12 protein-coding genes are annotated in these 16,868 nt (G+C 42.3%); 7 read left to right on the forward strand and 5 right to left on the reverse strand.

The window, feature by feature from the left end:
• Genes FCL46_RS22430 through FCL46_RS22440 form a run of 3 tightly spaced genes read right to left on the reverse strand, consistent with a single transcriptional unit; the run spans position 1 to position 4,285 of the window.
• Positions 1 to 1,962, reverse strand: a complete 1,962-nt coding sequence (locus FCL46_RS22430) for a transglutaminase-like domain-containing protein (RefSeq protein ID WP_136809356.1) — start codon at positions 1,960 to 1,962, stop codon at positions 1 to 3.
• Entirely contained in the window at positions 1,959 to 3,305 is a 1,347-nt protein-coding gene (locus FCL46_RS22435) for a DUF58 domain-containing protein (protein WP_136809357.1), read from the reverse strand. The genes FCL46_RS22430 and FCL46_RS22435 overlap by 4 nt, the downstream gene beginning before the upstream one ends.
• Positions 3,302 to 4,285 (reverse strand): AAA family ATPase, encoded by a 984-nt coding sequence (locus FCL46_RS22440; protein WP_136809358.1) that lies wholly within the window; start codon positions 4,283 to 4,285, stop codon positions 3,302 to 3,304. The genes FCL46_RS22435 and FCL46_RS22440 overlap by 4 nt, the downstream gene beginning before the upstream one ends.
• Positions 4,286 to 4,671: 386 nt before the next feature.
• Here FCL46_RS22440 and FCL46_RS22445 point away from each other — a divergent pair, with 386 nt between their 5' ends.
• Complete coding sequence (locus FCL46_RS22445) at positions 4,672 to 5,118, forward strand: DUF4442 domain-containing protein (RefSeq protein ID WP_136809359.1); 447 nt, start codon at positions 4,672 to 4,674, stop codon at positions 5,116 to 5,118.
• Between the two features lie 184 nt (positions 5,119 to 5,302).
• Here FCL46_RS22445 and FCL46_RS22450 read toward each other — a convergent pair whose 3' ends face one another.
• Positions 5,303 to 5,446, reverse strand: coding sequence for a hypothetical protein (locus FCL46_RS22450; protein WP_153307137.1), 144 nt, complete (start codon positions 5,444 to 5,446; stop codon positions 5,303 to 5,305).
• 7 nt (positions 5,447 to 5,453) lie between these two features.
• Entirely contained in the window at positions 5,454 to 7,322 is a 1,869-nt protein-coding gene (locus FCL46_RS22455; RefSeq protein ID WP_136809360.1) for a hypothetical protein, read from the reverse strand.
• Between the two features lie 550 nt (positions 7,323 to 7,872).
• Between FCL46_RS22455 and FCL46_RS22460 the strand changes: the two genes are divergently transcribed.
• The 6 genes from FCL46_RS22460 (at position 7,873) to FCL46_RS22485 (ending at position 16,757) form a co-directional block, all read left to right on the forward strand.
• Positions 7,873 to 9,519 (forward strand): fatty acid--CoA ligase, encoded by a 1,647-nt coding sequence (locus FCL46_RS22460; RefSeq protein WP_136809361.1) that lies wholly within the window; start codon positions 7,873 to 7,875, stop codon positions 9,517 to 9,519.
• Positions 9,520 to 9,779: 260 nt separating this feature from the next.
• Positions 9,780 to 10,364, forward strand: coding sequence for an isochorismatase family protein (locus FCL46_RS22465; protein ID WP_136809362.1), 585 nt, complete (start codon positions 9,780 to 9,782; stop codon positions 10,362 to 10,364).
• A complete protein-coding gene (locus FCL46_RS22470; protein ID WP_136809363.1) occupies positions 10,364 to 11,707 on the forward strand; it encodes a nicotinate phosphoribosyltransferase in 1,344 nt (447 codons plus the stop codon). Before FCL46_RS22465 ends, FCL46_RS22470 begins: the two co-directional genes overlap by 1 nt.
• 263 nt (positions 11,708 to 11,970) lie before the next feature.
• Positions 11,971 to 13,122 (forward strand): glycosyltransferase family 10 domain-containing protein, encoded by a 1,152-nt coding sequence (locus FCL46_RS22475; RefSeq protein WP_217909496.1) that lies wholly within the window; start codon positions 11,971 to 11,973, stop codon positions 13,120 to 13,122.
• A gap of 148 nt (positions 13,123 to 13,270) precedes the next feature.
• Positions 13,271 to 14,035: a glycosyltransferase gene (locus FCL46_RS22480; RefSeq protein WP_136809364.1), complete on the forward strand. Its 765-nt coding sequence runs from the start codon at positions 13,271 to 13,273 to the stop codon at positions 14,033 to 14,035.
• 706 nt (positions 14,036 to 14,741) lie between these two features.
• The gene (locus tag FCL46_RS22485) at positions 14,742 to 16,757 is read left to right on the forward strand and encodes an MASE3 domain-containing protein (protein WP_136809365.1); all 2,016 of its coding nucleotides are present in this window, start codon (positions 14,742 to 14,744) and stop codon (positions 16,755 to 16,757) included.
• Positions 16,758 to 16,868 lie beyond the last annotated feature (111 nt).

Below are 16,868 nucleotides of genomic sequence, written 5' to 3' on the forward strand. Positions count from 1 at the left end.
TCAGGAAGGTTTACGATGATCTTTCACTCGTGCCAGCCAACTCTCTGACAATGCTTTTAACGAGTTTCTATCTTGTGTAGCCAACCCTACAGGGTCAAACCGCAGCTTCTGGTGTAATCGGTAGATCTGTTTGATTTTCTCGACTTCAAGGGTATGTCGCTGCTGAATTCTTTCAACCCATGTCAAAAATGGCTCCTTCCTATATCTGGGAACGCCAAATTCCATTAACTGTTTCTCTATGGCATAAAGCGGCGAATCGATTTCATCAAATATTCGTGCCTTTACGATTGACGCGGCATCTATTCTTTCAGAATTTATCCTCCTGTAGATTTTAATAACCAGAATAAGTGCCAGCAAAACCGTCAGAATTGAGAGTACCAGTTCATAATTTTGTTCGGTTCGAATACGAAAGTGATCTATTTTCAATTTAATATATGCAAACAAATCACTGAGTATTTCAAGCCTTGGCCTATTTGCAGTTTCCAGCGCAAACCAATCCGCTGGTGTGGTATCCACCATTACCCAACGCCCACCAACGTAGGCCTCACTCCACGCATGTGCATGTCTGTCTCTTACAATATATTTGTTTTCAATCTTACTTTTCTCTTCAACCACAAAGCCTGTCACATACCTGCTTGGTATTCCAATTTTCCTCAACAACAATGCTGTTGCTGTGGCAAATTGTTCACAATATCCACTTTTGTTGCCAAACAAAAAGTTCTCCAAGGGTGTTTCGAAATCGCCCTGCCCTGACACATCAATCGAATACGTGAAATCATCAGCGAAATATTTTCTGATGAGCGCAATTTTCTCGACTTCAGAAAGATTATCGACCTTCCATCCGCTCGTAACTTGCCCAATAAGTTTATCTTCTTCAGGATGTATTGATACGTTACGATGTGAAGGGACATCTTCATTACTCAATTTTGAGTTATAAAAAATGTCATACGAAATAAGAGACGCGCCATCAATTATCTTGGTAATGCCGTCTCTCTTCTGCTCGATTTCATAGATTGTCGGCCCCGTTAGACGGTAACTGCCATATGGCTGTGGCAGTAAGCCCTGCTCTTTTGGCAGATAATATTCAATCCGGGCACGGCTTCCTGTCACCTTGGGTGAAGCCATCAGGTCCCAGCCAAACCTCGAAACTCCTACATGCGCAAACGGCTCATTGCTATACCAGGTATACTGGTTAAACATTTCATAGCTTGCCTGCCTGAGAATTGTCGGCCCGGCATTTGATGCTTCAACTCTGAGCAGGATATCGCCTGAAGACTTGAGTTTACCAATGGTGCCAAAAGAAAGTTTGGATTTAAAGGGGTCGGCATCCTGGGAAAAATAATAGCCTCTGAAAAACATTCGTGTTTTATAACGAACATATTCATGAACCACTTCTGCCCCTTTAAACGTGACAAACCCAAATCCCAGAGCCCCTACAAAAACTGTAATAAAAACCCACAGCGGAAATGAACGACTCCTGTTTTCGAACAATATCCAGAACACAAGGAGCCCGACAACAGGAAAAAATAGCGGTGATCTGCTATTTGGAATTGCAGCAGAGAAAAGACTTAAGGCAAAATAGTAAAATCTAAAATCCAATGGATCATGTTTATGGATCTCTTTTTTACGAAAACCCAGACGGGTTCCTATAATAATCTTCTCCCGACCGGTATAGAGTTGCGCAAGAATCAGCGGCAATAAGATAACGGGCATCCAAAGAACAAGTGTCTTTAAGAAGAGTACTTTTTTCACGTTGAGCATGATCAGCACAACGGCAGAAAGAAAAATTACCGAGGTAAGATCTGAAACACGAACAAAATCATCATCAGATAAGTTCAGACGGGTTGGAACCACAAGCACTGAGCCCAGAAGCAGGGCAATTACAATTGAAACTATCAGGTTACCTGATTCAACTCCCCAGAAAACCAGCGTAACCGACATGAGTAGTGGTGGGATTTTCATTTCAACTCGACAGTTTTAAAAGTATCTCTCACATTAAAGATCCGCACCTCAGGAAGTTGCATTTCTGTAATAAGGCGTTCACCTTCCTCAATATCAGCAACCACCAGAATCACCTTGTGAGGTATCCGTATGCTCTTTAAATACTCAATAAGCTTTTTTCGTTGATCATCAAGATCAATATAAATCAGAATAAGTCCGCTCAGAACTGCGGTATGCGCCATAACAGTTTCTGACAGTTCAGAAAATGATCGTTTATTGCAGCTACCAATACATGCCAGCACCTCCAGCATCTGGTGCTCTGTCGACTGCCCACGTCCGGTGGATAGTGTAGAAATACAGCTATCACCTGCAAAGAGGAGCTCAATGAGGTTATTTGCCCTGTCTTGTTGAACAATAACAGAAGCCGCTATTGATACAGCATCTTCAAACACCTCGTTGATAGCGGACGTATTGAAGGTATCGAGAAGTATTCCATATCGTGAAAAATATTCATCCTGATATTGCCGTACTATTGTTTCACCAGATTTCGCTGTTGCCTTCCAGTCAATGTGTTTGACAGGGTCCCCAGGCCTGTATTCACGGAGCGAGACAAATTCTCCAGAATCTCCGCAACTAGTCGCTCCACTCACCCCTCCCTGATGATACTTTCTCGAACCATCCATCTCAGCCTGGACGACAGGAAACATTTTAGGTAAGACCAGTATCTTTTCCGCATCAGGAAAAAACAGCTCTTTTTTGAATAACCCCAGGGGTTCAAGCCGATATATAGAGTATCCCGAAAGACTGATGTAGCCGCGCCGCGTAGGCGTGAAAAAAACTTCCACCTGCCGTTTTTCCCCTGCCTCCAGTGCGGGTAACGGAAAGGTTTCGAATTGCGCCCCAGAACTCCGCTTAAGCAACCACAACCAGCGGTAATACCCAAATTTTCTATCAAAGAGGTTCCGGTCACCCTCACCTTCCTCCTGAATGGAGTCGAACTCCTCAAAGGTAGGGAAGCGGGAACCTGAAATCTCAGTGTAAAACAACCCTGAAGTTCGTTTATCGCTGGAGTTTTCGAGATGCAGAAAGTAGGTCAGCTTTTCTCCTGCAGTGCATGTTTCAGGCAGAATCCTTCTTACACGAAAAACGTTCCTGAACAGAAATGATAATGGAAAAGCAATAAGCAGAAGGATGACTGCCAGCGCAGCCAGCTGATAGATCATCGTCTGTCGTGTATTTATACCAAACAATACCGATAGCCCCGCAAAAGCTATCATCATCCTGCCGGCCTGACTCACCTTACGATGCAGATGCCGTTTGATGCGCGTTATAATGATATACAGTTTATAAAGTTTCGGGCTCATTTCGGAGTTGGGAGCTCCTGAATTATTGAATTTACGACAGCATCCTGGGTTACACCTGCAAACAATGCCTGTGAGGTGAGTTGAAGGCGATGCGACAGCACATAGGGTGCCGCTTCCACAATGTCCTCAGGGATTACAAACTCACGCCCTCCAAAAAGTGCCAGCGCCTGTGAAATGCGCATAAGTGATAGAGATGCCCGTACGCTTGCCCCCAGTACAACATTTTCCGCCAATCTGGTGGCGCTGACGATATCTACAATATAGTACCTTAGTTCTTCGGATATCCGTATAGTGGTCAAAGCCCTGCCAATTTCTATAACTTCGTTTTCAGATGTTACAGCTTCAATATGTTCTAAAGGATGTGATTCAAGTTGTTCAAACAGCACTGTGGCCTCGGAATCCCTGTCAAGATACCCAGGGGAGAGCTTTATCATGAATCTGTCCATTTGCGACTCAGGTAGAGGATATGTCCCGTGAGACTCCACAGGGTTTTGGGTCGCTATAACAAAAAAGAGCGCACTTAGAGTAAACTTCTTTCCCTCCATCGTGACCTGCCGTTCTTCCATCGCCTCCAGCAATGCAGACTGAGTCCTGGGGCTGGCTCTGTTTATCTCATCCGCCAAGAGAATGTTCGTAAAAACAGGGCCTTTGATAAATTCAAATTCACCACTATGCTGTCTGTATATAGAAATACCGACAATGTCCGATGGCAATAGATCCGGGGTAAACTGTAACCTACCGAAACTGGTATCGACAGATTTTGCCAATGTTTTGGCCACAGTAGTCTTACCCGTCCCCGGAACATCTTCTAAGAGGACATGTCCACCAGCAAAAAAAGCGGCAAGTAGCAACTTTACTGTCTGCTCCTTTCCTTTGATGATCTTTTGAATATTTTCTGATATACGCTGATACAACTCTGCAGCCCGGTCATAATCCACATTGGCTGCCCGGGATTCGATACCATTTGCCTGTTCCAGCATACGGATTCCTTGTCGTGATGAATATCTAATTTTCGGGTATAACTCGTAAATATGGTCAGGATAGCTACCAGATGTCCATCGCCAACCCTGGTTAGCTTTTTGATTTCAAGCTATAAACTCACGGCTATTTGAGATATTTTTTTCAACACATACTCAACCATTTGGGTATGTAATCAAAAAGATAATAAGACATGCTGGCTAACTATCTTTTGAGTATATCACAGAGATTGTTCAACGACATAGGGCGTAATTGCATTAAACCAGTGTTGCAGATTGATTTTGTTCTATTTATCCTGAACACTTCTGCAATATTAGTGTGTCTAGCTAACACAGACCGCCGGCACTGACATGTTATTCAACACATATCGCTATTTTGGAGGCATAACGTGTATCTCTCACCAGCATGGTTCAAGTTTCTGTTAAATATTTATCCGCCCTATCTCGGGGCAGGTATAAAAGTCGAGCAGATACACGAAGACTGGTATGGTATTCGGGTTTCGATGAAACTTCGCTGGTACAATAGAAATGCTGTGCATGTTCATTTTGGCGGTAGCCTCTATTCAATGGTTGACCCACACCTGATGCTTATGCACATGCAACTTCTCGGAAAGGACTTTATAGTCTGGGATAAAGCTGCATCTATATCTTTTATCCGTCCAGGAAAGGGAAAGGTCACCGCTGACTTCATGCTAACTAAAAAAGATATTGAGAAGGTTATCGAAAAAACCTGTAATGGTAAAGTTTTCGAACCCACCTATGATATTGAGATTAAAAACGAGAAGGGTAAAGTTGTAGCCAGAGTAACTAAAGAGCTTTACATAAAACGAAAGTGACATTGCACCTCCCAGCCTTAGATCTGCCTCCTCTTCGATAACCATCTGTAAATAATTTTTAAAGCGCGCATCAGTTGAGTCCATAAAAACCGTAACGTAGTTTCTAAAAAATGTTTTATAGACAACGCTTTATCTATTGCGTGATCCTCACTGAGGTTATCATTTTCAAACAGTATATTTAAAGTTACACGGCACCATACTCATCCCAATCCGATGCATCGATGCCTTCCCCCGGGCTTACAGACATCAATGGTTGTAAAGGTGAACGATCAACACAACCAGTAAGCAAGATCAATATCAGGACAAATGTTCCAGCATATTTCGTCATTTCCCCATTACCTCCAGACAACTGAATTTTTCAATTCGCCAAGATATGAATCCCAATTAAGGACAGTATCGCTACTGATACTCATTTTGCTCTCATTCTGAAAATATTTACGTTGTACTGAATTCCCTGTGACCTCCCATACTGATATGGCTAAAGAAGTGTTAATTTGAGGAAGTTCCGTTTTTGACGGGACAAACGGGATAATCCACGTATCTTCCTGCTGAAACTCTGGCAGATACACCTTGCCCAGCTTGTCAGTGACCTGATACTCAACATCAAGCTGAAACAGACCCGGTGTGTTTAATTTGAAGCCGCCTTTACCTAGAGACACATTATTTTCATCAAAACCAGCCAAATAGACGATAACCGCTTCATCTGCAGTAGCCTTTTTCACCCCAATATCTTCAGCAAATATATCAAAGCCTGATTTCAACATCTTCCCTGCCATGTGTATTTCATCTTTTCTGCTTGATGATTGCAGGGATTCATAAAACCTTAGGGCTGGATAACCCAGCAAGTGAATTTCTCCTCGTATAACCCATCTGCCATCCTCGCCTTTTTCAATAGTCGAACTTGTAACAACCCGGTTTTCGTAATCCTCTGCTCTCCCAATAACATCTATCCGTGAATTATCCGGCTCAAGAATAAATGCTTTCCTGCCGACAGAAGCATAATATGAACTGCGCGAATTAGCCCAGCTATGGGTACCATCCAGTATTCGAAGATCTCCATCACCCGTTTCAACTGCCAGTACCATATGGTTAAAGCCTGTCAGGGACGGATAGTTCAACACAAGCTGCTCATTTCCCCAGGTTGATATCAGTACAGGATAACTCGCGATATTTGTCCCATCAAACATGCTTTTCAGGATTGTCGTTAACTCCTTACAATCACCAAACCCGTTTTTAAGCACCTCGGATGCTTCTCTTGGATAAAATGCATAACCACCGCGTGAATTGAAGTGGTAACGGATTTTATTGATGACAGTTGAAAACGCCTGGGTAATCTTTTCTCCGGTTGGTGTATTATCTGGAATTGTACTGGCTAACTGATCAATCTCTTTCGTGGTGGTAAATGGTTCGTTCGAAAGATTCAGGTAATGGTTTCCCAACTCTTTCCATGTGTAGGATTCTTTCCCCTTGGGCGGAAAGCTCACATGAAACAGTGCATAATATTCTTCGGGATATTGAGTTCTGTCTTTTTCTTGAAAATTAACTACATTCTTTGCTGTAATCGAATGCGTCCTAAAACCGTCTTCGACGATAATCGACGTTTCACATTCGGCATCCTCAATATTTTCAACGCCGTTAACCAATGTGACATTGTCAGGATATGAGAGGGTTATAGTCCTCTTAACGACAGGAAATACATCTCCCAGGTTGTAACGTCCAACAAATTCCGGACGCGTATACTCCCGCTGCACCTCTACTTTGATAAGAGTATCTTGCTGATATTTAGGTACAAAAAACTGGTGGATCACATTATCTGAAAACTTCATTTCATGCTGACGAATCTTCGACTGAACCAATGTCCAGCTACTGCCGTCCGGATAATAAGCCTCTGCCGCTATCTTTACAGGTGTTTCGAAAAAGGTCTGCTCGGGTACAGATATATACTGAGCATCCGTGTCATTGAGATTATTGACCCTATACCACTTGGTTTCGACTTCTTTGACCCGATTTCCCTCCGAATCAACTATAAACTGTAAATCCGTGGTATATTCCAGAAGTACCACTGACGAATTACGCCATGAAGCCGGAACGTTAAGATTTTTCAGATCACCCAACTCTTCACGAATAGTGGAAGTACTGACACAACCTTGCAGTACAAAGATCATTGTCAATATTGCAAATATCGCTAAAGATGTAGAACGCATATTATCCAACATAGTCTCGAAATCAGATGAGTTTTTCATAATTGATAGTTATAAAACCCTCCCGTTCAAATCTATTGATAGTCAGGCGTAGAACAACCATTCAGTATGTGCGCTGCAATCTTTTTGGGCATTAACACAATCCATAACAAACTAATATAGCATGTTTATTGTTACCACTATTTAAACAAACGGCCCCACATTGCTAATGTCCACCTATGAATCAGAATTGCTCTCACAATACATCAATTACCAATCCTGTTGTATTTACGTTACAATTTATCTCATAATAATTGACCATTGTTTACCAGACTACAGATAGATATAATTTCAGCATGTTAAGCCAAACGCACAATCACACGACCATAAACGGCATCTTCCGTAAGCGTAAAAGTAATTGCTGGGCAGAATCTAATCTGTTAATCTATTTTTATGTTAGTTATCAGCTGTGAGTTTAGGCTGAGCACTCATCGGTTAATCCATAACGGATATTAGGAATTTGCTTCGTCAGTACGTTTAACCAGTTACATAGAATTCTGGGAGGGAGCGGTACATGGTCAATGAAAAATATCAGCCTGGCGAGTTTTACAATTATCCCCTAATCATAAAAAAAATCCTGACAACGGCGCTCAATTACGCCCCTAATCAGGAAATTGTCTATCGGGACAAACTCCGATATACCTATCGAGATCTGCAAAACAGAATCCACCGACTGGCATCGGGTTTACAGGAAGCCGGAATTGAGGATGGAGACACCGTAGCCGTATTTGATTATGACAGTAACAGGTATCTGGAGTGCTTTTTTGCCATCCCGATGATGGGATGCGTTATGCAGATGGTGAACTGGCGCCTATCTGCAAAACAGATGGTTTATACCATCAATCATGCTGAAGCTAAGTTGATCATTATCAACTCAGATTTCCTGCCACTGCTCGAATCAATCCGCGAATACCTGCCAGATGTTAAAAACATCATCGTCATTGCAGAAAACCCGGACTACCCTGAAACTTCGCTCGAAGTTTATTCTGATTATGATGCGTTGCTTGAGCGATCCGATGCTCAATTTGATTTTCCCGATCTCGATGAAAACACGAAGGCAACAACATTTTACACAACAGGCACCACAGGTGACCCCAAAGGCGTTCACTTCACTCACCGACAGCTCGTTCTGCACACACTTTCACTCACCATCGCGCTTGGAAGTTATGAGACCATAGGCAGATTCCGTTCTAATGATGTGTATATGCCACTCACTCCAATGTTTCATGTCCATGCATGGGGGATTCCCTATGTTGCAACACTTCTTGGAGCCAAACAAGTCTATCCTGGTAAATATGAACCACCTGTATTGCTTAAACTTATAGCTACAGAAGGAGTGACAGCCTCTCACTGCGTTCCGACAGTATTGCAGATGATAGTTAACAGTCCTGCAGTAACTGAAATTGATCTTTCATCATGGAAAGTGATCATTGGCGGATCAAAACTCTCTAAAGGCCTTGCAAGTAGTGCCAACAAGCTTGGAATAACTGTTTTTACAGGATATGGAATGTCCGAGACCTGCCCGGTGATCAGTCTGTCAGCCCCTCGACCAGACATGATCGGCAATATTGACGACAGTGAGATGTTGAACCTTGTTGTTAAAACCGGCCTTCCCATACCGCTGGTGGAATTTGAAGTTGTTGATATAGAAGGAAAACCTCAACCCCATGATGGAGAGAGTGTCGGTGAGGTCGTTTTTCGTGCCCCATGGCTCACCCGTGATTACTTCAAAGCCCCTGAAAAATCAGAAGAACTCTGGCAGGATGGTTGGCTTCACAGTGGTGATGTAGGACATATCGACAGTGATGGCTATCTGCAGGTAACTGACAGGATAAAAGATGTAATAAAGACCGGCGGTGAATGGATTTCTTCGCTTGATCTTGAAAATTGTGTAAGCCAGCACCCTGCAGTTCTCGAATCAGCCGCTATTGGAATCCCTGACGAGAAATGGGGAGAGAGACCGTTACTTATTGTCAAACTTAAACCAGACCAGGAAAAAAATATAGACGAGGAAGGACTTAAAGCCTTTATGCGAGAAGCTGCTACACACGGAACCATCCCACGCTATGCGGTTCCAGATACTATTCTTATTGTTGATGAACTTCCCAAAACGAGTGTGGGTAAACTCAACAAAAAGGTTATGAGAACAAATTTCAATTAGAGCTGATTTCAATACCTCACATCAATTGATTATCTCGCTGTGGCACTCACGATCTCATCGTGAGTGCCATTTTTTTTCCCGGAAAACACCTTTAGACAATTAATCCTAGCTGATTTTCTACAACAAAAAGCCACTATCTCTATCTCTTGATTGACACACATCTTTTTGAACAATACAGTATGTCAAACTCTAAACTCGCCACTGTAATTACATGGTATAGTCAGCAACCGTTGTAGTTCATTCTTTCAATTGAGATCCCAGTGAATATTACACTTTCTGCCAATGACGCTCTGCTTGTTGTAGATATGCAAAATGATTTTATGCCAGGCGGCAGCCTGGAAGTAACCGGGAGTGACACTATCATTCCTGTAATCAATACATATATACATCGCTTCAACAGTGCCGAACTTCCGATTTTTGCCAGCAGAGACTACCATCCCGCTGATCATATCAGCTTTATAGATCAACAGGGACAATGGCCTCCTCACTGTGTTGCTGAAACAGCAGGTGCTCAATTCCATAAAGGTCTTCAATTTCCCGACAGTACGATAATCATTTCGAAAGGAACAGATCGCGAAAAAGATGCGTACTCGGCCTTCGACTCAACCGGCCTTATCAAAATATTACATGATAAAGCGATCAATAGAGTTTTTGTATGTGGGGTAGCCACTGATTACTGCGTCCACGCTTCTGTAAAAGACCTGCTGATTGCAAAAGACTTTACCGTTCTTCTATTAACAGACGCGATAAAGGCAGTTGACCTCGCTCCCGGGGATGGCGATAAGGCCAGAGCTGAACTCAAAGCTCTAGGTGCAATAGAAATAACACTGAATGAGCTGATATAATGAACTATCCAATCTCCCCGTTGCTTACCGATCTTTACCAGCTAACAATGATGCAGGCATATAATGACAACGGCATGCACGATGAAGCAGCATTTGAATTCTTTTTTAGGAAGCTTCCTGATGAACGATCATTTCTGGTTGCCTGCGGCCTGCAGCAGGTAATTGAGTTTCTGGAAACGCTTCATTTTAGTGAAGACGATATAGAATTTCTCAGGCAGGACGGCCGGTTTAACAGTCAATTTCTTGCAAGCCTTGCAGATCTACGATTCACAGGCTCTATTCACGCCCTGCCTGAAGGCACAATTTTTTTCCCTGACGAACCTCTCATCCGGGTCACAGCCCCTCTTCCTATTGCTCAACTGGTGGAAACACGCATAATTAACATCCTGCAGTACCAGACTATGATCTGTTCTAAAGCTGCACGAATGAAGCAGGTCATGCCGGATAAGATCCTGGTAGATTATGGTTTACGAAGATCACATGGTGCCGAAGCCGGTGTTATGGCGGCCAGAGCAAGTTATATAGCAGGATTTGACGGTACAGCTACAGTGCTTGCCGGAAAACTCTATGGAATCCCACTTTACGGCACTATGGCTCATTCCTTTATCCAGGCTCATGATTCAGAAAAATCTGCATTTATAAACTTTGCCCGAAGCCATCCTGAAAACACTGTGCTTCTGCTTGATACATACGACACAGAACACGGGGCACAAAAAGTTGTTGAACTTGCTGCAGAATTTAAAAGCAACAATATCAAAATCAAGGGCGTGAGACTGGACAGCGGTGATATGGTCAGTTTGTCAAAACGAGTTCGACAGAAACTTGATGACGCTGACCTGAAAGATATCAAAATCTTTGCCAGCGGTAACCTTGATGAGTATTCCCTTGCAGAATTCCGCGAAAACAATGCCCCGGTGGACGGCTTCGGAATCGGGAGTAAAATGACAACTTCGGCCGACGTGCCGTATTTCGACTGTGCCTACAAACTCGTCGAATACAAGAATCTTGGACGCAGAAAATTATCAACCAGCAAAATAACCTGGCCTGGAAGAAAACAGATTTTTAGACATTATGACTCCAACCACACTATGGTCGGTGACTCTCTCAGCCTCGAAACAGAACAACATCAAACCGCCGAACCATTAATGCAGCAATATATGGAAAAAGGTAAGTCCATACAGACATTGCCAAGCCTGGATGAAACTCAACAATATTTCGCAGAACAAATGAAACAACTCCCTTCATTAGAACTGTTAAACAAACCATATCCAGTTAAACCATCATCAAAACTACAAGCGTATTCCGATAAGGTGGCTAAAAGGATGATAGATAGTAATAGGTAAAATTCATGGCATGTAATCACGAGACAATTCGACAAGGCTCTTCGACAATTGTCAGTTTATCCTCAAAAAACACCTATTATCAAACCATCATAAATAAGTGATTAATCATAAATCTATACATCACCAGACTCTAAAAATGACTTGCTGTCCTCAAGTGGGTCAACTAATATGCCTGTGTTCGTGCAGAGCCTGTTATTTATGCACTTATATTATGTTACTGACATTATACGAGTTTTAATTTTCCAGTTTTTTGTGAGGTCTAATTGCTTAATAGGACGGTCCCATCCAGCACAATGGATGAGCAGATAAAAGAACTGTGTTCCATGCCACTTCAATGGGATGCACCAAAATATACAGTCAAATTTATGCACCGCGGACAAAAGCGGGGTAGCAAGAATCTTAATTATCTTCGACAATTTCCCGGCAACAATCCGCAATGGGGGAATTGCTTTTTCAATTTCGATATCGATTGCAAAGAATATGACTGGCTGGTTGTTTACCATGACATTCCGAAAAAAGACTCTTTTCTGGTTGAAGAAAAACTCGCCTGCCCACGTGAACGGACTATCCTTATCACCGGGGAGCCATCGACAATAACTGTATTCGGTACAGATTACATACGTCAGTTTGGTTGTGTACTCACCTTTCAGGAACCATGGGCGATGAGGCATCCAAATGTCATATTCACTCATCCTGGACTACCATGGTTTTACGGCAGTCCAGTAGATGGTCAAGACCGAATAACGTGGGATCAGATCGCTGCAACTTCTCCTCCAGATAAGACGCAACTCATTTCAACTGTATGTTCAGAACGAACAAACAAAGTCACCCTGCATACTGCCCGTGTTGATTTTACATGGCAGCTCAAGGATGAACTGAAAGAGCTGGATATTTTCGGACATGGTGTAAATCCCATGAATGATAAAGCTGAAGTGCTCGACCCATACATGTATCATATTGCTGTAGAAAACCACGTGTATCAACATCATTTAACCGAAAAACTCCCGGATGCATTTCTCGGTTATTGCCTGCCATTCTATCACGGTGCACCGAATACATCTGATTTCTTTCCAAAAGACAGCTTTATCCCTATAGATATCAACGATAGCAAACGTTCAATTGAGATCATTAAAAGTCATATCGCAAATAACGAATATGCAGATCGATTACCCTACATTATAGAAGCACGTCGTCGAGTACTTGAAGAAGAAAATCTGTTTGCAATTCTTAACCGCGAAATCTGTAAACAGGAAAAAACAATATCTTCAGAAACAAACAGAAAAGTGATTCGTAATCGTTCAACTATGCGAATTAAAAATCCTCTCGCAGGTATTAGAAGCATAACAGAAAAAGCTGTGACCAAAACCTATCACCGTCTCAGTTACAAAACCCGCAACAAACCTAAAGGGCTTTAGCGTTCATCCTTTTAGGTTTGACGATTATTTTTCACGTTATATTAATAACATTTAGGCAAAGGCAGCTCGCTAAAAGCTGTAGACATATACATTACTTCTTAACATTTATCATCTACCTGCCTGTCAGGTAAAATCAATCAGAGATACAATGGCCGATAAAGTTGTAAACATAGTCTGTATGAAATGGGGAACGCTGTATGGAAGTGAATACGTCAACCGACTTTATGGGATGGTGAAGCGACAGTTAAAAAGACCCTTTAAATTTTATTGTATTACTGACAATGCTGAAGGTATTCGTGAAGAAGTTTTACTTCGTGACCTCCCCGAGTTCACACCTCCTCCATCTGCGCGCGGACCATGGCGGAAGTTACTTATGTTCCAAAGAGAGCTGTTTGATATCGAAGGAAAGACCATGTTTCTTGACCTTGATGTCGTAATTGTTGGGCCTCTTGATCGCTTTTTTGATTTCTCAGATAAATTTGCAGTCAGGCATGAATTCGACAAACGTAAAGAAAAGGACTCCTTCGGGAATACCTCTATGTACGTTTTTGAAGCGGGTTCTTGTCCGGAAATTTTTGAAGATTACCTCAAGAACCCACTAGAGATACATAAGAAGTATTATACAGCTGAACAGGAATACGTAACACGGACTCTATTTGCAGCTGGAAAATTGGATTTTTTGCCAAACGACTGGGTCATTTCATTTAAAGAACACTGCCTTCCTGCACTCCCAAAACGTTGGTGGCAGGTTCCAACTCTACCTCCAGGTGCCTCGGTTTTATCATTTCATGGTCGCCCGCTGCCAGAAGACGCGATCCAAGGGGAGTGGCCCCTTGACGGTAAGCCTTTTTGGAAAGCTTTCTACAAATTTACTAAGCCTTGCCTTTGGTTAAGCGACTATTGGCGGGAATAATTTCAAAATTGCTGACATGTTTCCATCCGAAAAGTAAGCAGGTTGTTCAAGATCAAGGCGTGTGTTCGATTTTTTCTGGAGACATAGAGCTAATATCTCGGAGTCTCGTTCCTTGATTAATGGAAGATAAATTCGAACACACAACGGTGATATTAAGCCAATCGGCAGTTTTCGGACGGGAATTAACCACGTATTGACCTGGTCAATAGAACGGCCAACCTCTTTCCTGCCAAAAGCTTTAAACCTGACACCGCCGGGAATGATGAGAAATCCCGAGGAGCACTTAAGGCGCAAACACCAGCTTCATAATACTCTTTGCGCAAACCAGCTGTCATTTTTCACCATCATTTCACTATAATTATCCAGTCAATTCTATAAACTCAGGTTTTATCCGAACCGCACGCCTAACATATATATACAGCTTGCAAAGTACCCATAGTGTTGCTACTTTGAATTCAGTTTAATACTCCCAGTCTCCTATACCTGAATAATCTATCATTCTCTGTTGATATACAACGCCTTCTGCCCCTAGGAGGCTGTCCGAGAATAGGAATTTTGGTTAAAATCGAGACATTTACAAAAAATAAGCACAGCCATATAGATGATATTGCGAGTATTATTTTTTGAAAATCCCGAAGAGTTTGGGCAAAAGGCCATTGTCGGGTAGCCTCCTGGCTAACATGGCTCTAAAAGATACTGAATCTATATGAAGCAGTTGCTATCCAGATACCACTTCACACCCGGCGGTTTAACGATAAGCATTGGGCTACTCGTCCTTGTCACCTTAACCAGTCGATATAGTTATCTGTTGTTTCACAGTCTTGTAGAACTTTTCAGTGTGGTTACTGCTATAGGTATTTTTATCCTCACCTTGAACTCCCAACGATTTCTCAAAAACAACTATATCCTCATTGTCGGTCTTTCCTCGCTGTTTATTGGCCTGATAGATATGCTCCATATGCTGGCATATAAAGGGATGGGAGTGTTCTCAGGCTTTGATGCTAACCTACCAACCCAACTATGGATTGCTGCAAGATACTTACAGGTTGCAGTACTTCTGGCAGCACCCTTCCTGCTCCGTTTTAATTTTCGGCCTACCTTCCTTCTTATCTGCTTTTCCACAATAACAACTTCGCTCCTTGCATCAATCTTTGTCTGGAACATATTTCCAGATTGCTATCTTGAGGGAACCGGACTCACTCATTTTAAAATAACAAGCGAATATGTCATTGTTTTTACGCTGGCAATATCCTCAATTCTACTTTTTAGACTCCGCAGGATTTTTGAAACAGGTATATTCGGCCTCTTGATTTTTTCGACAACTCTCTTCGGCTTCTCTGAAATTGCTTTCACTTCTTATATGAGTGTCTACGGGAATGGAAATCTAATCGGTCATGTCCTCAGGGTGATATCATTTTATGCTCTCTACAGGGCAATCATCGTTACCGGGCTTGTCACTCCATTTGACCTCATATTCAGAGAATTACAACAGAGCAAAATGGCAATCCTGGATTACAATACTCAACTCGAATCGAGGATTAAATTACGCACAGAGGAACTTACAACCACTAACAGGCTACTGCAGCAGGAAATAGTTGACAGAAAGAAGGCACAGCAGAAAACAGTACGCAGGGTCTCTCAACTCAAAGCACTCCGTGCTATCGATATTGCCATTTCAAAATCTTTCGACCTTAAACATACTTTGTCAGTAGTACTCGAACACGTGAACTCTGAACTCACAATTGATGCATCCGCGATTCTACTTTTCGAAAGAGAGAGTGGAACTCTTAAATATTTTACAGGAAAAGGTTTTAAAACGAATCTTATCAAATCTACTGTGATACATCTTGAACAGGATTATGCTAATAATTCCTCAGCATGCTCAGATTTTTTTACAAATAAAAAGATGCACATTCGTCCACAATTTTCTAAGGACAAATTATGTTATGAGGAGAAATTTTCCTCCTGCTTCCAGGCACCTTTGATCTCGAAAGGAAATTTTCAAGGAATTCTCGAACTGTATTCCTTCACCGAAAAACAGACAAATAAGGAATGGTACAATTTCCTCGAAGCGCTTGCAGGACAAACCGCAATCGCCATTGACAATGCAACACTGTTTACAGACCTGGAGAGCACTAATAGAGACCTCACACGAGCCTATGAAGTAACAATGGAGGGCTGGGTTAAAGCACTGGATCTCCGTGATAGGGAAACAGAAGGTCATACCCAGAGAGTTGCCGGCATTACTACACAGCTGGCACTCACGATGGGCATTCCGCAAAAAGATATTATTAACGTTCGAAGAGGAGCTTTATTACATGATATTGGTAAAATCGGAATACCTGACAGCATACTCAACAAGCCTGGTCCATTAGATGAACATGAATGGAAAATAATGCGGCAACACCCGGTTCATGCCTACAGAATGCTTGCTCCTATCAAATACCTTGGCAATGCTGTTCAAATTCCATATTGTCATCATGAACGCTGGGACAGTAGCGGTTATCCGCAGGGACTCAAAAAGAATGAGATACCACTGCCTGCACGGATATTTGCCGTTGTTGATGTTTGGGATGCACTTTGCTCCGATCGACCATACAGGTCAGCAATGAATGAGGATGCAGTGCTCGCATTTATCAGGGATCAGTCGGGGAAACATTTTGACCCACAGGTAGTACGTTCATTTTTGCACCTGTACCCTCTAATTCGAACACCTGTATAATTTCCAAAAGCATTATCTTCGTCCGGACAGATTCTTACGCAAAATGGATTGAAATCCTTGATGGAAGCTATACTGTTAAACTAACCTAAATTCACAAAACTTAAACAAATA

The organism is Desulfosediminicola flagellatus, from assembly GCF_005116655.2.
Classification (GTDB): Bacteria; Desulfobacterota; Desulfobulbia; order Desulfobulbales; family Desulfocapsaceae; genus Desulfopila; species Desulfopila flagellata.

Coding starts and splice junctions, on each gene's coding strand:
- FCL46_RS22430 (WP_136809356.1), bottom strand. CDS start 1,962: ATGAAAATCCCACCACTACTCATGTCGGTTACGCTGGTTTTCTGGGGA.
- FCL46_RS22435 (WP_136809357.1), bottom strand. CDS start 3,305: ATGAGCCCGAAACTTTATAAACTGTATATCATTATAACGCGCATCAAA.
- FCL46_RS22440 (WP_136809358.1), bottom strand. CDS start 4,285: ATGCTGGAACAGGCAAATGGTATCGAATCCCGGGCAGCCAATGTGGAT.
- FCL46_RS22450 (WP_153307137.1), bottom strand. CDS start 5,446: ATGACGAAATATGCTGGAACATTTGTCCTGATATTGATCTTGCTTACT.
- FCL46_RS22455 (WP_136809360.1), bottom strand. CDS start 7,322: ATGCGTTCTACATCTTTAGCGATATTTGCAATATTGACAATGATCTTT.
- FCL46_RS22460 (WP_136809361.1), top strand. CDS start 7,873: ATGGTCAATGAAAAATATCAGCCTGGCGAGTTTTACAATTATCCCCTA.
- FCL46_RS22470 (WP_136809363.1), top strand. CDS start 10,364: ATGAACTATCCAATCTCCCCGTTGCTTACCGATCTTTACCAGCTAACA.
- FCL46_RS22480 (WP_136809364.1), top strand. CDS start 13,271: ATGGCCGATAAAGTTGTAAACATAGTCTGTATGAAATGGGGAACGCTG.
- FCL46_RS22485 (WP_136809365.1), top strand. CDS start 14,742: ATGAAGCAGTTGCTATCCAGATACCACTTCACACCCGGCGGTTTAACG.